At 64.0% G+C, this 20,889-nt stretch carries 20 protein-coding genes and 1 pseudogene; 10 read left to right on the forward strand and 11 right to left on the reverse strand.

Going from position 1 to position 20,889, the window contains the following annotated elements:
• The first annotated feature begins 128 nt into the window (after positions 1-128).
• Together IVB12_RS14235 and IVB12_RS14240 are read left to right on the forward strand one after the other, a co-directional pair.
• Entirely contained in the window at positions 129-1,040 is a 912-nt protein-coding gene (locus IVB12_RS14235; protein WP_247299838.1) for an alpha/beta fold hydrolase, read from the forward strand.
• A complete protein-coding gene (locus IVB12_RS14240) occupies positions 1,040-1,447 on the forward strand; it encodes a DCC1-like thiol-disulfide oxidoreductase family protein (protein ID WP_247299841.1) in 408 nt (135 codons plus the stop codon). Before IVB12_RS14235 ends, IVB12_RS14240 begins: the two co-directional genes overlap by 1 nt.
• A 101-nt stretch (positions 1,448-1,548) precedes the next feature.
• Here IVB12_RS14240 and IVB12_RS14245 read toward each other — a convergent pair whose 3' ends face one another.
• From IVB12_RS14245 to IVB12_RS14270, 6 genes and pseudogenes are all read right to left on the reverse strand, one after another.
• Positions 1,549-2,793 (reverse strand): NAD(P)/FAD-dependent oxidoreductase, encoded by a 1,245-nt coding sequence (locus IVB12_RS14245; RefSeq protein WP_247299843.1) that lies wholly within the window; start codon positions 2,791-2,793, stop codon positions 1,549-1,551.
• Between the two features lie 102 nt (positions 2,794-2,895).
• Positions 2,896-4,722, reverse strand: coding sequence for a translational GTPase TypA (gene typA, locus IVB12_RS14250; RefSeq protein WP_247299845.1), 1,827 nt, complete (start codon positions 4,720-4,722; stop codon positions 2,896-2,898).
• 255 nt (positions 4,723-4,977) lie between these two features.
• Positions 4,978-5,238 (reverse strand): hypothetical protein, encoded by a 261-nt coding sequence (locus tag IVB12_RS14255; RefSeq protein ID WP_247299849.1) that lies wholly within the window; start codon positions 5,236-5,238, stop codon positions 4,978-4,980.
• Positions 5,235-6,666, reverse strand: a pseudogene (locus tag IVB12_RS14260) (radical SAM protein). Before IVB12_RS14260 ends, IVB12_RS14255 begins: the two are co-directional and overlap by 4 nt.
• Positions 6,647-7,363 (reverse strand): prolipoprotein diacylglyceryl transferase family protein, encoded by a 717-nt coding sequence (locus IVB12_RS14265; protein ID WP_247299851.1) that lies wholly within the window; start codon positions 7,361-7,363, stop codon positions 6,647-6,649. The pseudogene IVB12_RS14260 and the gene IVB12_RS14265 overlap by 20 nt, the downstream one beginning before the upstream one ends.
• A gap of 96 nt (positions 7,364-7,459) precedes the next feature.
• Entirely contained in the window at positions 7,460-8,224 is a 765-nt protein-coding gene (locus IVB12_RS14270) for a Crp/Fnr family transcriptional regulator (RefSeq protein WP_247299853.1), read from the reverse strand.
• A gap of 181 nt (positions 8,225-8,405) precedes the next feature.
• Here IVB12_RS14270 and IVB12_RS14275 point away from each other — a divergent pair, with 181 nt between their 5' ends.
• A complete protein-coding gene (locus IVB12_RS14275) occupies positions 8,406-8,786 on the forward strand; it encodes a response regulator (RefSeq protein WP_247299855.1) in 381 nt (126 codons plus the stop codon).
• A 3-nt stretch (positions 8,787-8,789) separates the two neighbouring features.
• Here the strand turns inward: IVB12_RS14275 and IVB12_RS14280 are convergent, their stop codons facing one another.
• Entirely contained in the window at positions 8,790-10,331 is a 1,542-nt protein-coding gene (locus IVB12_RS14280) for an alkaline phosphatase D family protein (RefSeq protein WP_247299857.1), read from the reverse strand.
• 103 nt (positions 10,332-10,434) lie between these two features.
• Positions 10,435-11,880 (reverse strand): TAXI family TRAP transporter solute-binding subunit, encoded by a 1,446-nt coding sequence (locus IVB12_RS14285; RefSeq protein WP_247299859.1) that lies wholly within the window; start codon positions 11,878-11,880, stop codon positions 10,435-10,437.
• 151 nt (positions 11,881-12,031) lie between these two features.
• Here IVB12_RS14285 and IVB12_RS14290 point away from each other — a divergent pair, with 151 nt between their 5' ends.
• Together IVB12_RS14290 and IVB12_RS14295 are read left to right on the forward strand one after the other, a co-directional pair.
• A complete protein-coding gene (locus IVB12_RS14290; RefSeq protein ID WP_247299861.1) occupies positions 12,032-12,322 on the forward strand; it encodes a 4a-hydroxytetrahydrobiopterin dehydratase in 291 nt (96 codons plus the stop codon).
• Between the two features lie 87 nt (positions 12,323-12,409).
• Positions 12,410-12,787: a YkvA family protein gene (locus IVB12_RS14295; protein ID WP_247280031.1), complete on the forward strand. Its 378-nt coding sequence runs from the start codon at positions 12,410-12,412 to the stop codon at positions 12,785-12,787.
• 8 nt (positions 12,788-12,795) lie between these two features.
• On the opposite strand, the gene IVB12_RS14300 is transcribed toward IVB12_RS14295, so the two are convergent.
• The 3 genes from IVB12_RS14300 to IVB12_RS14310 all read right to left on the reverse strand — a co-directional run bounded on the left by IVB12_RS14300 (position 12,796) and on the right by IVB12_RS14310 (position 16,092).
• On the reverse strand, positions 12,796-13,953 hold the full coding sequence (locus IVB12_RS14300) for a TAXI family TRAP transporter solute-binding subunit (RefSeq protein WP_247299864.1): 1,158 nt from the start codon (positions 13,951-13,953) through the stop codon (positions 12,796-12,798).
• A 19-nt stretch (positions 13,954-13,972) separates the two neighbouring features.
• Positions 13,973-15,004 carry a hypothetical protein gene (locus IVB12_RS14305; protein WP_247299865.1) on the reverse strand — a complete coding sequence of 344 codons (1,032 nt, stop codon included), beginning with the start codon at positions 15,002-15,004 and terminating at the stop codon, positions 13,973-13,975.
• Between the two features lie 113 nt (positions 15,005-15,117).
• A complete protein-coding gene (locus IVB12_RS14310) occupies positions 15,118-16,092 on the reverse strand; it encodes an NADPH:quinone oxidoreductase family protein (RefSeq protein WP_247299867.1) in 975 nt (324 codons plus the stop codon).
• Between the two features lie 262 nt (positions 16,093-16,354).
• Here IVB12_RS14310 and IVB12_RS14315 point away from each other — a divergent pair, with 262 nt between their 5' ends.
• From IVB12_RS14315 to IVB12_RS14335, 5 genes are all read left to right on the forward strand, one after another.
• A complete protein-coding gene (locus IVB12_RS14315; RefSeq protein ID WP_247299869.1) occupies positions 16,355-17,194 on the forward strand; it encodes an SDR family oxidoreductase in 840 nt (279 codons plus the stop codon).
• A 114-nt stretch (positions 17,195-17,308) separates the two neighbouring features.
• Positions 17,309-17,956 (forward strand): invasion associated locus B family protein, encoded by a 648-nt coding sequence (locus IVB12_RS14320; RefSeq protein ID WP_247299871.1) that lies wholly within the window; start codon positions 17,309-17,311, stop codon positions 17,954-17,956.
• Between the two features lie 185 nt (positions 17,957-18,141).
• Complete coding sequence (rlmN, locus tag IVB12_RS14325) at positions 18,142-19,344, forward strand: 23S rRNA (adenine(2503)-C(2))-methyltransferase RlmN (RefSeq protein WP_247299873.1); 1,203 nt, start codon at positions 18,142-18,144, stop codon at positions 19,342-19,344.
• A 164-nt stretch (positions 19,345-19,508) separates the two neighbouring features.
• The gene (locus IVB12_RS14330) at positions 19,509-20,003 is read left to right on the forward strand and encodes a hypothetical protein (protein ID WP_247299876.1); all 495 of its coding nucleotides are present in this window, start codon (positions 19,509-19,511) and stop codon (positions 20,001-20,003) included.
• A gap of 79 nt (positions 20,004-20,082) precedes the next feature.
• Entirely contained in the window at positions 20,083-20,859 is a 777-nt protein-coding gene (locus IVB12_RS14335) for a phosphatase PAP2 family protein (protein ID WP_247299878.1), read from the forward strand.
• Positions 20,860-20,889 lie beyond the last annotated feature (30 nt).

The following is a 20,889-nucleotide window of genomic DNA, read 5'->3' on the forward strand; positions in this document are numbered from 1 at the left end:
AAAAGTGAGGAGCGGTTTTCCGAAAAGATTATGCTCAAACAATAGTCTAAAGCGCGGTGACCATTCGTCTTCATCTCATCGCGCTTTCGTGTGACATCGCTGTCGGTGTCCGCCTCCTCTGGCAATTCATGCGGCTCCTCATCACCCCTGCGTTTCTGTCTTGGCTGGCCGTGCTGACTGCGTCACCTCTGTGCGCTCAGACCACGTTTGGCCCCTCCGGAGAGGAGGGCGAACCGTTTCGCCGGCAACAGTGGCGCGTGCCGTCGCCGGATACCGGCATTGCCGCGCATGCGCTGCTGTTTCGCCCCGTCGGCGCCGGCCCGTTCCGGTTCGCGGTCATTGCCCACGCCTCGACGCAGAATGGCTTGCGTCGCGCGCAAATGCCGCGACCGGAATATCGCGCGCTCACGGCGTATCTCGTCGCGCACGGGTTTGCCGTGCTGGTGCCGGAACGGCTCGGTCACGGCGCGACCGGCGGCCACTATGTCGAAGACCAGGGCGGCTGCGACGAGGCGGACTACGCGCGATCGGCCCGTGCAACGGCCGACGAAATCTCGCTCGCGCTGGACTATTTGCGAAAACAGGAATTCATCCGCAAGGAGGCTGCAACGGTCATCGGCCATTCCGCCGGCGGTTGGGGCGCGCTGGCGCTCGCCAGCGCCGAGCCGAAGGCGATCTCCGCCATCGTTGCATTCGCGCCGGGGCGCGGCGGCCATGCCAATGATGAGCCGAACAGGATCTGCGCGCCGCATACGCTCCTTGCGGCCGCCGCCGAATTCGGCAAGACCGCGCGCATCCCCGTCACGTGGCTCGTTGCCGCCAACGACAGTTACTTCGCACCGGCATTTTCTCAAAGATTGGCCGAGGCGTTTGGCGGCGGTGGCGACAAGCTCGACTTTCGCATCCTGCCGGCCGTCGGCAGCGAGGGTCATTGGATGATCGAAACCGAGGCCGGCGTCAAAGCCGCAAGCGGCGAGCTCGCGCGCGCGCTGAACCAGGGCAGGCCGGTGGCGGCCAAGAAGCCGTGGGACAATCGCTGATGCCTGAATGGCCCGACGACGATGTGATCCTGTTCGATGGCGTGTGCATCTTCTGCTCGCGCTGGGTCCGTTTCGTCGCCGCCCGCGATACGGCGAAGGGGTTTCGCTTCACGCCGGTCCAGTCGGATTATGGGGCGCGGCTCGCGCGCACGTTCGGGATCGATCCGCACGATCCCGATACCAATGCAGTGATCCACGGCGGCGAGGTGTTCATGAAGTCCGATGCCGCGCTCATGGTGCTGTCTCAGCTCCCCGGCTGGGAATGGGTGCGCCGGCTGTTCGCCGTGCCGAGGCCGCTGCGGGATCCCGTGTACAGCCTCGTCGCACGCAATCGCTATCGCATCTTCGGCAAGTACGATCCCTGTTTCGTGCCCGATGCCGATTTATGGGCGCGGGTGATCGAATAGTATCCTCGTCTTGCGAGGAGCGAAGCGACGAAGCGATCCAGAATCTCTCCGGAGAAAGACCCTGGATTTGCTTCGCTGCGCTCGCAACACGGAGCTTGCGGTCATGGCCTGCCTAGGGCCGCCAGCACTTCCCTGGCCGCTCGCTCGCCGCTGTCGCGCGCGCCATGCGCTGTCGAGAAGAAATTTGGCGAGGTTGCCTCGCCGGCGAAGAACAGCCGGCCATCAACCGGTGCGGCCAGCACGGCGCGATCGTCGGCGTGACCCGGCAGCGCGTGCGAATAGGAGCCGCGGGCGAAAGGATCGTGCGCCCAGCGCGACTCGCGCAGGGGTTTTAGCTTGCGGCGGATGTCGTTGCCGAGAAAGCCTGCAATCTCGTCGATGCTATGGGCGGCGAAGGCGCCCTCGCCGGCGTCTTCCAATTGACGCGCAAAGCTGCCGCCGAAGAAGCCATCGATGCAGGGCTGCCCGAATGGGCGGATGTGATAGGTGCCCATCGCGGTGCGCATGGTGGCGCCGCGCAGGTTTCCGTCCTTCGGAAAGGCTTCAGCATCCGCGAGCGCCAGTGTCACCTTGTCGTTGACACCGAGCGGCAGGCCGCGTGCGGCATCGAGCTTGGCGGGAAGCGGCGGAGAAAAGCGGATCGCCTCATCGGCAATCAGATTGGTCGGGACGGTGACGATCACCTTGTTCACGATCATCGTGCCCTGCGAGGTCTGGAGCCGGATGCGCTGACCGGAGTGATCGACCAGCGTAACGTTGCAGTTCAGCGCGACCGGACAGGGCACACCATAGGCCGCGATCAGCGTTCCATACCCGGCTCGCACACGCCAATTGAAATACGTGTCCTCGTAGCGCTCCATGTCGAGGATCGAGACTTGATCGAGTTCGCACCCGTTCACATAAGTCGAGACCGCGTCGATCATCGGATTCCAGCGGTTGCCAGGCTCGAGGTAGCAGGAGGCGGGCGCGTCCTCGCCGCTTTCCGCGGCCTCCCAGGCGCGTTCGTAGAATTCGTCGATCGCGTCCGCAAAGGCGATGCGCTCGGCTTCCGGAAAGGCGTCGCCATAGGCGCGATCGCCCCAAGGCGGCAGATCCGTGTTGATCTCGAAGCCGAGCTGGCGGGCAATCGCAACGAAGGAATTCTTGTCAGCCGAGTGCAGCCAGCCGCAGCCGACGTCGAAGGTCACGTCAGGCGAGGCCTGCACGGTCCAGGCGCGGCCGCCGAGCCGATTACGCGCCTCCAGAACGATCACGGAGAGGCCGGAGCCATGCAGCGCATGCGCGGCGCCAAGGCCGGCGGCACCTGCGCCGATGATCGCGACGTCGACGGAGGAGGGGAAGGACATGGAAGGGCGAATAGTGAGTGGCGAATGGCGAATAGAGTATAAGAAATGCCGCCTCTCGCCAAATAACCCTATTCGCTACTCGCCATTCCCCATTCGCTTGGCCTACGCCACCGCTTCCTTGGCCTTTTCCGCACGCTTGCGCTCGTTCGGGTCGAGATGCTTCTTACGCAGGCGGATCGACTTCGGGGTGACCTCGACGAGCTCGTCGTCCTCGATATAAGCGAGCGCCTTTTCCAGGGTCATGCGGATCGGCGGGGTCAGGCGCACCGCTTCGTCCTTGGAGGTCGTGCGGATGTTGGTGAGCTGCTTGCCCTTGAGCACGTTAATCTCGAGATCGTTGTCGCGGGTATGCTCGCCGACGATCATGCCGCGATAGACCTTCCAGCCCGGCTCGATCATCATCGGCCCGCGGTCTTCCAGCTTGAACATGGCGTAGGCGACCGCCTCGCCCTGGTCGTTGGAGATCAGGACGCCGTTGCGGCGGCCCTGGATCTCGCCCTTGTAAGGGGCATAGCCGTGGAACAGGCGGTTCATGATCGCGGTGCCGCGGGTGTCGGTCAGAAGTTCGCCCTGGTAGCCGATCAGGCCGCGGGTCGGCGCGTAGAACACCAGACGCAGGCGGTTGCCGCCGGACGGCTTCATCTCGATCAGCTCGGCCTTGCGCTCGCTCATCTTCTGCACGACGACGCCGGAATGCTCCTCGTCGACGTCGATCACGACCTCCTCGATCGGCTCCATCGTGGCACCGGTGGCTTCGTCCTTCTGGAACACGACGCGCGGGCGCGACACCGAGAGCTCAAAGCCCTCGCGGCGCATGGTCTCGATCAGGATGGCGAGCTGCAATTCGCCGCGGCCCGAGACTTCCATCGCGTCCTTGTCGGCGGCTTCGACGACGCGCAGCGCAACGTTGCCTTCGGCCTCGCGCAAGAGACGGTCGCGGATCATGCGGCTCGTCACCTTGTCGCCTTCGGTGCCGGCGAGCGGGGAGTTGTTGACGATGAACGACATCGACACGGTCGGCGGGTCGATCGGCTGGGCCGGCAGCGGCACTTCCACGGTCGGATCGCAGAACGTATCGGCGACGGTGCCCTTGGTCAGGCCCGCAATCGCAACGATGTCGCCGGCTTCCGCTTCATCGAGCGGCGTGCGCTCGAGGCCGCGGAACGCCAGGATCTTGGTGATGCGCCCCGACTCGACCAGCTTGCCGTCGGCGTTGAGCACCTTGACCTGTTGGTTCGGCTTGAGCACGCCGGAGGAGATGCGGCCGGTGATGATACGGCCGAGATAGGGGTTGGCTTCCAGGATGGTGCCGATCATCTTGAACGGACCTTCCTCGACCTTCGGCGCCGCGACGTGGCGCAGGATCAGGTCGAACAGCGGCTCCATGCCCTTGTCCTTCGGACCCTCCGGGCTTTCGGCCATCCAGCCCTGCTTGGCCGACCCGTAGAGGATCGGGAAGTCGAGCTGCTCTTCGCTGGCATCGAGCGCTGCGAACAGGTCGAACACCTCGTTGATGACCTCGGTCGGGCGCGCGTCGGGACGGTCGACCTTGTTGATGACGACGATCGGCTTCAGGCCGACCTTGAGTGCCTTGGACACCACGAACTTGGTCTGCGGCAGCGGGCCTTCGGCGGCGTCCACCAGCACCAGCGCGCCGTCCACCATGTTCAGGATGCGCTCGACCTCACCGCCGAAATCGGCGTGGCCGGGGGTGTCGACGATGTTGACGCGGGTGTCCTTCCACTGCACCGAGGCCGCCTTGGCCAGAATGGTGATGCCGCGCTCGCGCTCCAGATCGTTGGAGTCCATGGCGCGTTCGGTCACCTTCTGGTTCTCGCGGAACGTGCCGGACTGCTGGAGGAGGCGGTCGACCAGGGTCGTCTTGCCGTGGTCGACGTGGGCGATAATGGCAACGTTGCGGAGGTTCATGAGTGAGCTTCTTTGCGTTCGAACAATGGGTTAAGCGCGATCTCGCCGGTCGGACCGGGACCTCTTCTCGAAACAACGCTGAAAGACTGGAAACGGGCGCTCGCCGCCCAAAAAGGAAGCCCGGCCATATCAGACCGGGCGCCCTACGCGTTGCGGCGCAATATATGCAAAAACAGCCAAAAAACAATGTGTACTTTGGCCGTTGGTTGACTGAATTTTGTCCGGGAATCTCCGGGGGTTAGGCGAATAGCGGCGTTAAGCGCGCCGCCCCTTGATCGCCGCCCAGATCAGGGCAATCCCGCCGATTCCCACGACTAGGCCCAGGAAGACCAGCGGTGCGATGTCGGAGGCGATCCGGCCGTCCTCGACGACCGACATTCCGCCAAAGAGCAAGGCGCAGACACCCGGCAGCAGCATGATCAGCCCGAAGATCGCCATGAGGGCGGTCAGGCAGCCGCCGCGTTTGTTCGCCGGGGCAGGAGGCAGTCCCGGCGGCGGTATGTTGCTGATGCTCATGCTTGCAAGACTCCGTCGGTCGTCTGTGCAGCGAGGGCCGCGCGAACGCCGTCGATGTTTCCGTTGCGGTAGAACAGATTGTAGGTGTCAAACGGAATGATCGAGCCTTGCTCCGTCACGAAATGGATGCAGCTGCGCTTGACGTTGCCGACGCAGAAATTGAAGCGATCGAGAAACTGCACGATGGTGACGCGGAACACGTTCTCGTAAGTGAGCCCTTGCGGCACCTGAAAGCTCGGCAGGCAACATAGCAGTTCGCAGACGCGTTCGGGGGTGTTGAGCGGGCCCGACGACAGCGAGAAGAGGTCAATAAACTTCTCCTTCAGCACCGGATATTTCTCCGGGCTGATCGTGTTCGGCATCACCGCGACGAGCTGCTCCTGCGGGATCAGCGAGGTCAGCGGCAGCACGTTCTCGCCGTTGCGCAGGCCGTAGCCGATCGAGATGCTTTCGGGATTGCAGGGCAGCGGGATCATGTCCTTGTCGCCGAACACGTCGGTCTCGATCACGCGCTTGCGGATCTCCGACAGCATGATGCGGTCGGTGTTCTTGTCGAAGTTCTCGTTACGGCCGGCGTCCTGCACCGGCTGCAGCGTGACCCCACGCACGCATTTCCAGGTGAGCGCGTGGCGGACGATGTCGCCGATCTCGGCATCGTTGACGCCGCGCTTGATGGTTGCGACCAGCGTGGTCGACACGCCGTAATGCTCAAGATTCTCCAGCGCCTGCTGGCGGATTTTTCGAAGGTCCGCGCCGCGCAGATTGATCAGTGGCTCGCGCTGCAGCGAATCGAACTGGAGATAGACCTCCAGCCCGCGCTTGTTCTCGGCGAGCCGCGCCACGAAATCCTTCTCGCGGGCGATGCGCAGGCCGTTGGTGTTGATCATGACGTGGCGGATCGGGTGGGGCGCGCACGGCGTCCAGGATCTCGAAGAAATCCGGATGCAGCGTCGGCTCGCCGCCGGAAATCTGCACCAGGTCGGCCTCGCCCTCGCTCGCGACCAGCGCATCCAGCATCCTCTCGACCGTTGCGAGTGGCGTGAACCGCGTCCGCGCCGGTGAGGATTCGGCGAAGCACACCGGGCAGGTGAGATTGCAGTGCTCGGTGATCTCGATCAGCGCCAGGCAGGAATGCTGCTCGTGGTCGGCGCACAGACCGCAATCATAGGGACAGCCGAATTCCGTCCGCTGCTGGAATTGCAGCGGCCGATCGCCAGGCTTGATGAAATCCTTGCACAGATGCCAATAGGCCGTGTCCGTCGACACCAGCGTTGATTGGACGCCATGCTGCTGGCAGCGTTTTTCGTACCAGACCTCGTTGCCGAGAATCTGGATCTTGGTCGGCACCAGCTTCAGGCAGGTCTCGCACAGCGACTGGGTCTGGCCCCAGAAGATATAGGGGCGCGACTTACGCAACGGCGCGTTCATGCAGGGATCTCGCTTTGGGCGCCATCGCCAGCATGAATGCGGCGTAGAGTAGGATGGACAGCGACAGCAGGTGAAACAGCGTGAAGGGGCCGATCAGCGTGCCATAGGGCTTGAGGAATTCCCACAGGAAGCGCTGCGCTCCATAGTAGACGAGCACCAGGTAGAAACCATTGGTGACCACAAACCCGTTTCGGTTCAAGACCGCCAGCACATAGAGAAGCGCGAACACGCCCATGGCGGTGCTCTCATAGAGCTGCACCGGGTGGCGAAGAAGGCCGTCGCCGAAATCATGGCCAAAGGGCAGCGCCGTGGGCGTGCCATAGGTGAAATCGTCGAGGCCCGCGAAGTAGCAGCCGATCCGGCCGACCGCGATGCCGAGCGCCAGCGGCAGGGCAAAACGGGCGCCGGTTCGCGCCGTGATGCCTGCGGACCATTTGTAGAGCTCGATCGCCACGATGCCGCCGGCGAGCGCACCCTCGACCGAGCGCGCAACGCCGCTCTGGCCCGACAGCCACAGATTGACCGACCCGAACAGGTAGGCGCCGACGCCTGCGCCGAACACCAGGGCGGCGATGTAGGACATTTCGAAGGATTGCACAGGAAACCGCAAGCCCTGTCGCGACAGCCAGTAGACGGCAGCTGCCGCCGCCAGCCATGCTGCAATATCGAAGACCGTATGAAGGAAAGCCCCGCTCATGCGGCGGAGAGCATAGCACGATCACGCCAGCGGAGCGCTCATGTCCTCTCCCATGTGCACTGCCTTCACAAGGGAGAAGAGGCGAGACTAGGTTCGCTATCCGGCCTCCCGCTCCTCCGTTGGATAGACGCCTCGCAGCACTTCCTCGAAGTGCAGCTTGACAGCATCGTTGCAGAGGCAGGCGCGCAGGCGAAGGCCGTCGCGGCTGCGGACGAGGATTGAACCGCGCCTCGTGTCGAGCACGCCTTCGGCTTTGAACGATTGGAGCACGCGGCTCGCATAGCTGCGCCCCACTCCGAGCAATGTCGCAAGCTGCTCATGCGTCAGCGGCACGCTGCTTTCGTCGCCGGTACGCTCCATTGCTGCCAAGATCCATTTGGCGGTGCGCTGCTCGATCGAGTGGATGGCGTTGCAGGCGGTCGACTGGAAGATTTGCGCCAGCATGCAATCGGCATAGCGGGCGAAGATGTTGCGCAGTGACGGCGAACGTGTCTTGGCTGCTTCCAGTTTGCCGACGTGAATGCGCGAAAATGGGCCGCCGAACTTCACGCAGATGCGGGTATAGGCCGGCAGAAATCCCTCGCTGACGATGCCGCCCACCGCGCCTTCACGACCGACCAGGATGGTCTCGACGTCGCGGCCATCCTCGTTAGGGACGAGAAAGGTCGCAAGCGAGGGTCCGCAGGGGAAGTGGACGACCTGGACGTCATCGCCGGGATTGTAGAGCAGTTCGCCGGCCGCGCAGTCCTCGATGATGACGTGCGGCGCGAGCAGTGCGTAATCCGCCGGGCTCAGGCGCCGCAACAGATTGTTGATCGGCCGGCTGTCGACCTCGCTTGTACTGCCGATACGCGCATCCATCGTGAACCCCCCGTGCTCTTTTCCACAATACCGGGTTCCGTCCGTTTCCTGTGTGCACAAGTGGACAGACTGAAGAACTGTGATGTGGTGGTTTCGTTCCGGGAACCCTCCGATGCGCTGGGCGCAGGCGTCGTGGCGCGGCTGTCCTGATCAGAAAAACCTCTCGCTCCAAGATGCGATCATGGCACCCGCACTTCTCGATGGCTTCCCATGTCCTGCCGACGTCCTCGTCGTCGAGGACGATCCGATCATTGCAATCGATTTCGAGGACCGTCTGCTCGGGTTTGGCGTGAGGCAGGTGCGCACCGCCGGGTCGGTGACGCAGGCGCTGGACGCGATCGCGAAAGGTGCTCCCGATTTCGCCCTGCTCGACGTCGAGCTGAACCGCGAGAAGAGCTTTGCGATCGCCGAGCGACTGGTGGCGCTGAACGTCCCATTTGTCTTCGTCACCGGTTATGGTGCCGAAACGTGGATTCCGCCCGAATTTGCGGCGCGGCCGCGGCTGCAAAAGCCGTGCTCGAGCGAGGCGCTGGAGGCTGCGCTGCGGACGCGCGGTCGCTGAGGTTCAGGCAGATTTCGGGTCGAGCGTGGTCGACCACAGCGCCACGTCGGCGCGGTCGCGCAAGCTCACCGTCATCTGGCCGGAGGCGCCGTCGATCTTGACGTGGCCGAAGAACTGCATCCCGGCAGACGGCGGCAGGTTCTGGCTGTCCTTGCCCGGTGCCTTGACGAAGCGCACCTCCGGCCCAAAGGTGTTGTCGAGCGCGTTCGGACCGAAAGTGCCCGCATGCAGCGGACCCGAGACGAACTCCCAGAACGGCTCGAAATCCTGGAATTGTGCCTTGTTCGGATCGTAATAATGCGCGGCGGCATAGTGTACGTCCGCGGTCAGCCACACCGTGTTGCTGATCGACGCCATCTTGATGAAGCGAAGGATGTCCGCGATCTCGAACTCGCGGCCGCGTACCGGGCCGTCGCCTTGCGCAATCGCTTCCGATCCGCCTTTCGGCGTGTCCGCGACGATGAGACTGAGCGGCATGTCGGAGGCGATCACCTTCCAGGTCGCGCGCGAATTCAACAGGCCGCGCTTGAGCCAGGCGATCTGGTCGGGTCCGAGGAAGTGGCTGGCCGGTCCGTATTCCGTTTCCAGATTGGCGCCGTTCGCGCCGCGATAGCTGCGCTCGTCGAGCACGAACACGTCGAGATGCGGGCCGTAGGAGATCTGGCGATAAATCCGGCCCGGTTCAGTGATGCTCTCGCGCATCGGATACATCTCGTGAAAGGCGCGCGTTGCGCGCGCGGCGAGCAGCGTGATGTCGCGTACTTTGTATGACGCCGGCAACTCCTTCGATAGCGACCAGTTGTTGGTGACCTCGTGGTCGTCCCACTGCACGAAGATCGGCACGTCGGCATTGAAGGCGCGGAGGTTGTCGTCGATCAGATTGTATTTGTGCGCGGCGCGGTACTCGTCCAGCGTCTCCGCGACCTTGGCCTTCTCGGGGATTGTGACGTTCTTCCAGATCTTGCCGTCGGCGAGCTTCACCTCGGATTGGATGAGGCTGTCGGCGTAGATCGTATCGCCCGAGTGCAGGAAGAAATCCGGACGATGCTTGCGCATCGCGGCGAAGGTGAACATGCCGCCGTCGTCAGGGTTGATGCCCCAGCCCTGGCCGGCGACGTCGCCACCCCAGACGAAGCTGACATCGCGGCGGTCGGCCGGCGCGGTGCGGAAGCGGCCGGTCACCGGCTCGCCCTCGACCGCGCTATGCGAGAGATCGCGGAAGCGCACGCGATAGAAGATGTCCTGTCCGCCCGGCAGGTTCTCGATCAGCATTTTGGCCGTGAAGTCGCTCTCGGGCAGCGCTGCGATCGGCGGCAGCGCGCGAGCGTCCCTGAACGACTCCGTCGTCGCCACCTCGACCAGCATTTGAGCCGGCCGGTCGGTGCGTGCCCACACCACGCCGCCGTCGACCGTGACGTCACCTGATTGTACGCCATGGGTGACTGCAGGCCGGTCAGCCGCTCGCGACAGATAAGGCATCGCGATCGTGCCAAGCGCGCCCGCGCTGGTGGTGAGGAAACGGCGGCGTGAGAATGTGATGGTCATGGGACGGTCCCGATTTCGCCAGGGACGGGTGCCTTGCGGCAGCCGCCACGATGAGATCAGACCCTATATTGAGACAATGTGACGCAGCAATAACGCGCAGGCGCTACGCGTTGCCGGCGGCTCTGAATTGCGTGCCCGTGCGGGGCGGCGTCTGCGGCAGGCTGAACAGCACCGCCTTACGGTCGGCGACGGCGGCATGGAATTGGTCGAGTGCGATGTTGAAGGCGGTGAGCGCGGCCTCCTCGATCGCACCGTGATCGAAGCAGCGCAGCGTGTCGCGCAAAATCACGTCGGCTTCGGCCTGCATCTGGTCGAGCTCTTCGGTCGTCTCGCTCTTGCGGGCCGCCGTGATCATGTCGAGCAGGCGTTCGCGCAAATGGCTGTTGTTGTCGCGCTCGTCCTTCTTCAGATAGCCGGCAAACCAGGCGCCGATCGAGCCCATGGCGGAGAGCGCCATCAGGCTCCACCAGATGTAGTCGCTGTATTTGTCGAGAAAGGTTTTTTCCTCGCCGTCGACGAAGGCGGCGGCGCCGGGATGCACGGGGATCACCGCATCCTTGTCGGTGTCGGGCGTCTCGATCTTCGCCGCCAGTGGGAATTCCGTCACCAATTGCTGGCGCACGGCGAACAGCTGGCGCGTGAATGCCGCGATGGTGGTTTCGGACACAGCTTTGCGCGCCACGATGTGGTGCGCAAAGCTGATGGTCTTGACCTCGTCGTCCGGGCGGTCGGGTGAACCGCCATAGGCGCCGGCTGGAATCTCCGCGGATTCGTAGACCGGGTGGTTCTGCGCGATCGCGTCGGCGGAATCGATCGCGAGGAAAGTCGGCGTGCCGCCCTCTTTGACCGATGCAGAGATCGCGTCCGCCGTGATCTTGCTGTTGACCGGGCCGGCCGCGAGGTAGACGTCGGCCTTCTGGGCCTTGATCGCCTCGGCAACCTCGTTGGCCGGGAATTGCACGATCTCGACCTTGGCGGGATCGACGCCGTATTGCTGGAGGATCACCTTGAGCAGGTTGACGTTGGCCTGGGTGCGGCCGACGACACCGACGCGATGGCCGGCGAGTTGTGCCACCTTGGTGATCTTCGCGCCCTTCTTCTTGCCCTTGCCCGCTACGGCCCACAGCACCACGACATTCTTGCGCAGCGTCGCGACCGCCTGCGCGTTCTTCGGCACATCGAGGTCGCCGCGCACGATGGCAAGATCGACCTTGCCTTCCGCGAGGGCATTGGCGCTGGCGGTGGCGCCGTCGGTCTGGATCGGGCGCAGCCGCACCTGACTCTTGTTCTGCGTGAAAGCCTGAGTCAGCGCCTGCACCACCTTGACGTCATCGCTGCTGGCGGGACCAACCGCGATCTTCAGCGTCACCGGCCGCATCGCGAAGTAGTAACCGCCGGCGAGCGCACCGACGATCGCAAGCACGAGGGCCAGAGACACGAGCGCGGTCTTCCGCGCCGCGGATCGCGGCGAAGGCGGAGAGGGCGTTTCGGCCAGGTTCAGTCCCCCGGTCATCGATCTCCCAAACAGGCGCTTGAGGCTCAGTTTCATCTTCGCCGGCGATTTACGCCCGCAATTGTAGCAAATTTCTTGTCCGGCGGGGTTACATCTCCTTCATGGTTAGCGGATGGACGAAATCCCGTATGAACCCGGGCATCGACACGGCGTTAGGGTAAAGTTCCCCTGAACGACGGAGGCGATCATGGCAGAGCGGCTATCGGCGGAGGCGCGCAAGCAGGCGCTCGGCGGACTACCGGGCTGGGGTGAGATGTCCGGCCGCGACGCCATCGGGAAGACCTTCGTCTTCAAGGATTTCAACCAGGCCTTCGGCTTCATGACCCGCGCGGCGCTGGTCGCCGAGAAGGTGGATCACCACCCCGAATGGCGCAACGTCTACAAGACGGTCGAGGTGGTGCTGTCGACCCATGACGCCGGCGGCGTTACTGCGCTCGATATCGAGCTGGCCAAGGCGATGAACGCCATTGCCGGCTGACGTCTTGCGGCTCCTGGCCTTATCCCCATCTTGTGATCAGCAGGCGACGCGGCGATCCGCCGCTCCGGCTGAAAGGGGAGTTTGAGCATGGCTGCCGAACACAGCGTCGGCTTTGAGCCCGCCGATCGGCTCGCGGAAGACCGCGAGGGCGTTCGCCGCCGCTTCTGGCGCAAGCTGAAGCGCGTTGCCGCGCAACTGCCGTTCGCCGAAGACCTGCTCGCGGCCTATTACTGCGCCTTCGACCGGCAGACGCCGCGCCATGTTCAGGCCTCGCTGCTGGGGGCGATCGCCTATTTCATCCTGCCATTCGACTTCGTCGCTGATGTGATGCCGATCCTCGGTTTCGCCGATGACGCCGCCGTGCTCGCCACCGCGATCCGCATGGTGGCCGGCCACATCACGAACGAGCACCGCGAGGCCGCCCGTGCCGCGCTGAAGCGCGGGGTGGATAAGGCGGAGGAGTGACGGCGCCACTACTTCTTTTCCCCCGCACGCGCCTTCTCCGCGTCCCATGCCTGGAATTGCTTGAACAGCGTCTCCTTGTCCGCATCGGACACCTGCGCGGCCGCCGGGCTCTGCTTCAGGAACGCTTCGAAGCGCTGGCGCGTCACCGGCTCGACGCCGTGCCGGTCGAGCCATTGCTGCGCCACCGGCAATCTGCTCCAGCCCGACAGAGGCGCCGCGAGCGAGACCTCCTTCCACTTGGGATGGAAGGGCGGGTTCTGGAGCGCGGGGAACTTGGTGAAGAACGCGTCAACGAACAGCGCGAGCTTGCGATAGCGCTCGGTGTTGGGCGTCCAGTTGTAGGCCGCGAGCACCGCAGGCACCGCGATCGTGTCCACGCTCTCGCCCTCCTTGATCAGGTTCGGATAGTCCTTGGCGGTCAGCGTTGCCGGCAGATAATCGCTCTGCAGGGGCTTTGCATAGTCGACCTTCGCAAGATGGAAGCGGCCGTCATTGCCGAAGGTCGAGACCGACTTGTACGGCTTGCCGCCGACCACGATGACGGCGTCGATCTCGCCGGCCTTCAGTTTCTCCATCGCGATGCGCTGCTCGACATAGACGAATTTCGCCTTGATCCCGAGCCGCTCGAACACGGTGAGCGCCGTGACGAAGGTGCCGCCGTTCGGCAGGTCCACGCTCACCGTCTTGTCTTCGAGGTCTTTGAGCGTCGCGACCGATCTTGGCGCGATCACCTGCATCTCCTCATTGTAGAGCTTGGTGACATAGGTGAACTGCTTCTTGATGCCCGTGGCAAAATCCTTGCGCTCGAGATAGTCGAGCGTGTCGGCGCGCACGATTCCGAGATCGACACCTTGCAGGAACAGGATATCGGCGACGCTTTGCACCGAGCCGCGGCCGACGATCGGCAGCACGCGGATCTTGTTGCCGTCGTCGAGCACGGAAGCGAGGTCGGCGCCGAATTGCACATAGGTGCCGCCGATCGTGCCGGTGATCAGCGTGACCGTGTTTGCGTTCAGCGCCTGCTTGGTCGAGGTCGAGCCGAACTGGAAGATGGCCTTCAGGCCGTCAGAGACCTTGGCGGGATCGTATTCGGTCTGATCGGCGCGCGCCGCGAAGGCACAGATCGTCATAATGGCGGCAAGCGCCATTCCCAAAGCGTTACGCATGATGTCCCCCTGAAACGATCTAGTTCTGAAGCTGGGCGAGGCGCTGCCGCGCCTCGGCCGATCCGAGTGCCGCGGCCTTTTGATACCAGTCGCGCGCGGCGGTCGCGTCAGCGGCGATGCGCCGCGCGTCGCTAGTGCCCAGCACGGCCGGGTCATAGGTCTGGGCCAGCAGAAACGCCGCTGCCGCATCCTGTGCATTGGCGGCGCGTTCGAGCAGCAGGCGGGCCGCAACAATGTCACCAATTCCCAACAGGCTCTTCGCGCGCGTCATCAGCCCGGCCAGCGTGTCGGCGTCGAGCGTGCTGGCGGGCGGAGGGGGCGCAGGCGGTGCCGCCGCGGGCTGAGGCACAGGCGTCTGGGCTTGCAGCGCGGTCTGATAGGCGGTCGCGATCTCCTCGCGGCTCGGCGGTGCAGGAAGATCCTGCGTGTCAGCGCTCGCCAGGCGTGGATCGGTCACGCGCGCCGAATCCTTGCGCGGGCTCTGCGGTATGACCGACGGGTTGGCCGAGGCCACCGCCTGCTCCAGCGCGACGACTGCCGAGCCACCGGCATCGAAGATGCCGCGAAGGTCGGACTGAAACAGCGCGGCCAGAATTGCCAGAATGGACGCCACGAGAACGGCTGCGAGACCGCCCGCAAGAACACGCGGCACAATTCTGACCCGGGGACGCAACTCCAGCGAGGTATATTCGTCCGGGTTCGGGGCACCGCGCGGATCGGACAGGAATAGTGGAATTGGATCGTCGGGTGACAGATCGATCCGTGCGGCGCGCGCACGGATGTACGATGCGGTGGACGGATGTGATGCGGCTTGATCGGAATCGAATGCCCTCGATTCCCTGGACGGACGGAACGCCGTCGTCTCCATGGTGATGCTCCCCAAGACTGACACGACGCGGGGCATACCGGTTTCAGTTTTTTTGTTGTTGTCCAGGAGCGCCCAGCAAACTGGAGCCGGTAAATCGCAATCTGAATCAGCCCAAAAAGCGACGGCGATGGGGACGAATCGGGAAATATTTGGGTTTGATTCGGGCGAGGTTGTGGAATGCACCTCAATTTTGCCCGCGCTGGTTGAGGAGACCTTACCAGGTGGCGGTCTAGGAATGGGGTGCCATGAACTCAGCTGTCATGCGCATATCTTCGCGACAGCCAGCGCAGTCGCAATCACGGGTGCAAGATCACCTTTCCCATCGCCTGACGTCCCGCGAGCACCTTCAACGCGTCCGCGGTCTGGGCCAGCGGGAAGGTCCGGTCGACATGCGAGGAGATCTTGCCTTCCGCCGTCCACTTCACGAGCTTCTCCAGATTGGCGCGATTCTTGGCCGGGTTGAGCCGGGTCCAGGCGCCCCAGAACACGCCGCGGATGTCGCAGCCCTTCAGCAGTGCGAGGTTCAGCGGCATCTTCGGAATGTCGCCGGCGGCGAAGCCGATCACAAGGAAGCGACCCTCCCAGGCGATCGAGCGCAGCGCCTGCTCGGCGTAAGCACCGCCCACGGGATCGAAGATGATGTCGACGCCCTTGCCGTCGGTGAGCTTGCGCAAACCTTCCTTCAAATCCTCCTTGGCGTAATTGAGCGTCAGCTCGGCGCCGTGCGCCCTGGCGAATGCGAGCTTCTCGTCCGATGAGGCGCAGGCGATCACCTTCAGGCCCATCAGCTTGCCGAGCTCGCAGGCAGCAAGGCCCGTGCCGCCGGCTGCGCCCAGTACCGCGAGCGTCTCGCCCGGCTTCGGACTGGCGCGATCCTCCAGCGCATGCAGCGCGGTGCCGTAGATGATGATGATGCCGGCCGCGCGATCATAGTCGAGATTGTCCGGGATCTTGACAATCGAGGCCGCCGGCAGCGCGATCTTCTCGCGTGCGCCATTGTGGCCGCACGAGGCGACAACGCGATCGCCGACCTTCAGATCAGTGACGCCAGCGCCGATGCTCTCGATCACACCCGCGACTTCAGCGGCCGGCGAGAACGGGAACGGCGGCTTGATCTGATACTTGCCCTGAATCATCAGGATGTCGAAGAAGTTCAGCGCCGCCGCTTTGATCGCGATCACGGCCTCGCCGGGTCCTGCTACCGGATCCGGCACGTCAGCCAGAACGAGATCGTCGGGCTGGCAATATTGCGAGCAGAGGATGGCTTTCATGGCGGGCACCTGGAGCGTTTCGAGTGGAATTATGATTGGCCCGGTTTTGCCGGATTTAGAGCAGCCGGACAATCCGGATTCTTTGTTGGTCGTTCTGTTCGGCCTATCATCACGTCATTGCGAGCCAACGGGTCCGCGCAAAGCGCGGCCCGATGACAGGCTCCGCGAGGCAATCCAGAGTCCGCCCTGCGGAAATAATCTGAATTGCTTCGTCGCTTCGCTCCTTGCAATGACGAAATCCGCGGAGATAAGGATTCAAACGATGTTTGAAACGAACCTGCTCAACGACAAGCGCATCCTCGTCACCGGCGGCGGCTCCGGCCTTGGCGCGGCGATGGGCCGTCGCTTCCTCGCACTCGGCGCCGAGCTCGTGATCTGTGGCCGCAAGCTCGACCGGCTCGAGGCAACGGCGAGCGAGATGCGCAAAGAGAGCAGTGGCAAAGTCACGACCATCGCCTGCGACGTTCGCGACGGTGCGGCCGTCGACAACATGATGGATCAGATCTGGCGCGAGGCGCCGCTCGATATCCTCGTCAACAATGCTGCGGCGACCTTCATCGCGCAGAGCGAGCATCTCTCGTTTCGCGCCGCGGACGCGATCCTCGCGCCGACCCTGCATGGCGCGATGTATTGCACGCTCGCCGCCGGCAAGCGCTGGATCGAGAGTAAGCATGGCGGCGTCGTGCTCTCGATCCTCTCGACCTCGACCATCACCGGCCGCGCCTTCACCGTGCCTTCGGCGATGGCGAAGTCGGCGCTGCTGGCGATGACCAAAAGTCTCGCCGTGGAATGGGGTCCGAAGGGCATCCGAACCGTTGCCATCGCGCCGGGACCGTTCCCGACCGCCGGCGCGTCGGGGCAGCTCCGCCCTGAAGGTCGCGACGAAGGCTGGACCGCCCGCAACCCGCTGGGCCGCACCGGCGAGCACGGCGAACTTGCTGACCTCGCCAGCTTCATGGTCTCGGACCGCGCCGGCTATATCAATGGCGAGATGGTGGTGATCGACGGAGGCGCGCATTTGCGCAGTTCCGGGGCCGAGGACCTGCTCGGCTGGACCGAGGCGCAATGGGCCGAGCAGCGCGCCGCGCGATCTCGAGGCTAGTGCTGACAACCCGCTAACTGCCTTCCCAAATTGGACTTTCCCGGCTATCCCTGCCGGGGGACAAAACACGGCCGGGCCATCTTCCAGTCACAATATTGAGGGAACCACTCCAGCATGTGGCGGGTGCTATCTTTCATTTTGATGATCGGCATGATGACGTGCGGGATCGCCGATCTCGCTGGGGCGCAGACGCCGCAACCGGCGCCGAAGGCGGCACCAAAGCCGGCGCCCCCAGCGGCCCATCCGACTGCCAAGACGGCGGCAAAGCCAGAGAGCAAACCGGCGGCAGCGCCCGCGGCGGTTGCGGGCGGCGCGGAGCCGACCCTGATCGGCCAGTTCGGCACCTGGGGCGCCTATTCAGCCACGCCGAACGGCAAGAAGGTCTGCTTCGCGCTGGCCAAGCCCTCGTCGTCGAAGACCAACCCGCCGAACCGGCCGCGCGATCCTGCTTATGCGTTCGTGTCGACCCGGCCGGCCGAGAAGGTCAACAACGAAGTCTCGGTCATGATCGGCTATGCGCTGAAACCGGGTTCGGAATCGACGGCCGAGGTCGGCGGCGCTGCTTTCGCGATGTATACGCAGGGCGATGGCCTCTGGATCAAGAACGCGGCCGAGGAGGAGCGGATGGTCGAAGCCATGCGCAAATCCGCCGATCTCGTGGTCAAGGGGGTCTCGGCCAAGGGCACCGAGACGACCGACACGTTTTCGCTGAAGGGCCTCGCCCAGGCGCTCGATAAGATCGCCCAGGACTGCAAAAGATAGGATTGCAGGCGGTAAGGCTAAGTCATAGCCGCGGTCGCAATCGGCAGATCCGGTTGCTATATAGGGGCTGTTCCAGATTTACCGTCATTCCGGAGCGATGCGCAGCATCGAACCCGGAATCTCGAGGTTCCGGGTCTGGTCCTCCGGACCAATCCCGGAACGACAAAACCCATCAGGTCCATTCAATGCAACCGACGACCGAGCCGCACAACGCAATCCTGGTGGAGAAGACTCCGCTCGAAACTTATGTGCCGCCGGCGAGGCCCTCGCTGATCGGCCTGTCGCGTGCCGAGCTCGCCGATCGCCTCGGCGAGATCGGTGTCGCACCGGCGCAACGCAAGATGCGGGTGCAGCAGCTGTGGCACTGGCTCTATTTCCGCGGCGCCCAGAGCTTTGACGAGATGACCTCGATTTCGAAGGGCATTCGCGCCGAGCTCGCGCAGCATTTCACCGTCGACCGGCCCGAGGTCGTGGCCGAGCAGATCTCCAACGATGGCACCCGCAAATGGCTGCTGCGTCTGCCGAGCGGCGACAACATCCAGAAGGCGCATGAGGTCGAGTGCGTCTACATCCCCGAGACCGATCGCGGCACGCTCTGCGTCTCCTCGCAGGTCGGCTGCACCCTGAACTGCTCGTTCTGCCATACCGGCACCCAGCGCCTGGTGCGCAACCTCACCGCCGGCGAGATCGTGGGACAGGTGATGGTGGCGCGCGATCGCCTCAACGACTGGGCCGATCGCGAAGACGGCACGCGCCGCGTCACCAACATCGTGATGATGGGCATGGGCGAGCCGCTCTACAATTTCGATGCGGTGCGCGATGCGCTGCTGATCGTCGGCGACAATGAAGGCATCGGCATCTCCCGCCGCCGCATCACGCTGTCGACCTCGGGCGTGGTGCCGAACATCGTGCGCGCCGGCGAGGAGATCGGCGTGATGCTCGCGATCTCGCTGCATGCGGTGCGCGACGAATTGCGCAACGAGCTCGTGCCGCTCAACCGCAAATATCCGATCAAGGAACTGCTGCAGGCCTGCCGCGACTATCCCGGCGCCTCGAATGCGCGCCGCATCACGTTCGAATATGTGATGCTCAAGGGCGTCAACGATTCGCTCGACGATGCGAAATTGCTGGTGAAGCTGCTCAAGGGCATTCCGGCCAAGATCAACCTCATTCCGTTCAATCCCTGGCCCGGCACCGCCTATGAATGCTCGGACTGGGACCAGATCGAAAAGTTCTCCGAATACATCTTCAACGCTGGCTATTCCTCGCCGGTGCGCACCCCGCGCGGCCGCGACATCCTCGCTGCCTGCGGCCAGCTCAAATCAGAGACGGAGAAGCTCTCGGCGCGTGAACGCCAGGCGCTGCGCGCGATGGCGATGACGGATTGATACGTAATGCCTGCGCCTTCGCATCCTTGTCATTGCGAGCGCAGCGAAGCAAATCCAGAATCTTTCCGCGGAGGCAGTCTGGATTGCCTCGTCGCGGAGCCTGTCATCCGGCCCGCCGAAGGCGGGACCGGCTGGCTCCTCGCAACGACGGTGAAGGTGACGTCATGTCCCTGATCGGCCGCCTTGTCGTCATCTTCATCGGCTTCCTCGCCGCCTGCTTCGTCGGCGGCATAATCGTCGTCGTCGCGCTGCTGTTTCCGGAATTCGCTGACCTCGGCGCGGGTCCCGTCGATCAGGGCACGATCGACATCCTGTTCGGCTTCGGCTTCATCTTCGTCTCCGGCTTCGCCCTGGTGCCGGCCGCGGTGATCGTTGCCATCACCGAGGCGCTCTATATCCGCAGCGCGCTCGCTTATGCCGCAGGCGGCGGCCTTGTCGGGCTCGCCTGCTATCTCGGTCTCGTCCCCTTCCACGGCGACACGTTCCAATTCGAGGGTATCGTGCGGCGCCACCTGGAGATCATGACGGGCGCGGGCATCGTCGCCGGCGTGGTCTACTGGCTGATCGCCGGCCGCAATGCAGGCGCCTGGCGCATCCCGCCGCCTTCGCACCTGCCCCCACCTCCGCTGCCGTCGAATTCCAGGCCCGATGCGCGGTGACTTCTTATCCTCCTCCAGGGGAGGATGGGGACCGCCGTTGGGGTTTTCATCTCCGCCCTGCTCCGCTAAACCGCGCGCCATGAACCGGACTGGACTCTTCATCGCCCTTTCGCTGTGGCTCGTGATCGGCCTTGTCTTCGGCCTCTATCCCGAGCTCGACCTCAAGCTCGCGTCGCTGTTCTTCGACCCCGCGACCAAGACATTCCCGCTCAAGCTGAACGGCTGGGCCGGCTTTGCGCGCGATGCGGCGATGTGGATCGCCTGGGCATTCGCGCTTCCCTCGATCGTCGCGCTCGTCGTCAAGATGATCCGGCCTGACCGGCCGCTGCTGGTGCCGGGGCGCACGGTCGTCTTCCTGCTGGTAACGCTGACGATGTCGGCCGGCATTCTGACCAACCTGACGTTCAAGAATTATTGGGGCCGGCCGCGTCCGGTCGTGGTGACCGAGTTTGCTGGCGATCAGCAGTTCGTGCCGTGGTGGGATCCGCGCGGCGGCTGCGGGCGCAACTGCTCGTTCTTCTCCGGGGAAGGCGCGACCGCGTTCTGGACGCTGGCACCGGCCGCTCTCGCTCCGCCGGCGTGGCGGCCGCTCGCCTATACGGCCGCCGTGGTGTTCGGCGCTGTGACCAGCGGGCTGCGTATGGCCTTCGGCGGCCACTTCTTCACCGATGTCTCGATTGCCGGCCTCGTCACCTTCGTGGTGATCTGGTTCGCCTACGCGCTGATTTACCGCTGGCCTCGAACGCGGTTTTCGGACGAGGCGGTCGACGCGGCCCTGACGCGGCTGAACTGGCCCGCCTACCGGCTCCGCCAGCGCCTGTTCGGCCGCAAGACAGGTCCAGAGCCGTCGATTTGAGCCATTAAAGAGGTGCCGAGGCGTGCGAAA

Source organism: Bradyrhizobium sp. 179 (genome assembly GCF_023073535.1).
Taxonomy (GTDB): domain Bacteria; phylum Pseudomonadota; class Alphaproteobacteria; order Rhizobiales; family Xanthobacteraceae; genus Bradyrhizobium.

Excerpts from the sequence above, each read along its gene's own strand:
- IVB12_RS14245 (WP_247299843.1), bottom strand. The coding sequence starts at position 2,793 with ATGTCCTTCCCCTCCTCCGTCGACGTCGCGATCATCGGCGCAGGTGCC.
- rlmN (WP_247299873.1), top strand. The coding sequence starts at position 18,142 with ATGCAACCGACGACCGAGCCGCACAACGCAATCCTGGTGGAGAAGACT.
- IVB12_RS14280 (WP_247299857.1), bottom strand. The coding sequence starts at position 10,331 with ATGACCATCACATTCTCACGCCGCCGTTTCCTCACCACCAGCGCGGGC.
- IVB12_RS14320 (WP_247299871.1), top strand. The coding sequence starts at position 17,309 with ATGTGGCGGGTGCTATCTTTCATTTTGATGATCGGCATGATGACGTGC.
- IVB12_RS14255 (WP_247299849.1), bottom strand. The coding sequence starts at position 5,238 with ATGAGCATCAGCAACATACCGCCGCCGGGACTGCCTCCTGCCCCGGCG.
- IVB12_RS14235 (WP_247299838.1), top strand. The coding sequence starts at position 129 with ATGCGGCTCCTCATCACCCCTGCGTTTCTGTCTTGGCTGGCCGTGCTG.
- typA (WP_247299845.1), bottom strand. The coding sequence starts at position 4,722 with ATGAACCTCCGCAACGTTGCCATTATCGCCCACGTCGACCACGGCAAG.
- IVB12_RS14310 (WP_247299867.1), bottom strand. The coding sequence starts at position 16,092 with ATGAAAGCCATCCTCTGCTCGCAATATTGCCAGCCCGACGATCTCGTT.
- IVB12_RS14270 (WP_247299853.1), bottom strand. The coding sequence starts at position 8,224 with ATGGATGCGCGTATCGGCAGTACAAGCGAGGTCGACAGCCGGCCGATC.
- IVB12_RS14330 (WP_247299876.1), top strand. The coding sequence starts at position 19,509 with ATGTCCCTGATCGGCCGCCTTGTCGTCATCTTCATCGGCTTCCTCGCC.
- IVB12_RS14335 (WP_247299878.1), top strand. The coding sequence starts at position 20,083 with ATGAACCGGACTGGACTCTTCATCGCCCTTTCGCTGTGGCTCGTGATC.
- IVB12_RS14290 (WP_247299861.1), top strand. The coding sequence starts at position 12,032 with ATGGCAGAGCGGCTATCGGCGGAGGCGCGCAAGCAGGCGCTCGGCGGA.
- IVB12_RS14285 (WP_247299859.1), bottom strand. The coding sequence starts at position 11,880 with ATGAAACTGAGCCTCAAGCGCCTGTTTGGGAGATCGATGACCGGGGGA.
- IVB12_RS14240 (WP_247299841.1), top strand. The coding sequence starts at position 1,040 with ATGCCTGAATGGCCCGACGACGATGTGATCCTGTTCGATGGCGTGTGC.
- IVB12_RS14315 (WP_247299869.1), top strand. The coding sequence starts at position 16,355 with ATGTTTGAAACGAACCTGCTCAACGACAAGCGCATCCTCGTCACCGGC.
- IVB12_RS14265 (WP_247299851.1), bottom strand. The coding sequence starts at position 7,363 with ATGAGCGGGGCTTTCCTTCATACGGTCTTCGATATTGCAGCATGGCTG.
- IVB12_RS14300 (WP_247299864.1), bottom strand. The coding sequence starts at position 13,953 with ATGCGTAACGCTTTGGGAATGGCGCTTGCCGCCATTATGACGATCTGT.
- IVB12_RS14275 (WP_247299855.1), top strand. The coding sequence starts at position 8,406 with ATGGCACCCGCACTTCTCGATGGCTTCCCATGTCCTGCCGACGTCCTC.
- IVB12_RS14295 (WP_247280031.1), top strand. The coding sequence starts at position 12,410 with ATGGCTGCCGAACACAGCGTCGGCTTTGAGCCCGCCGATCGGCTCGCG.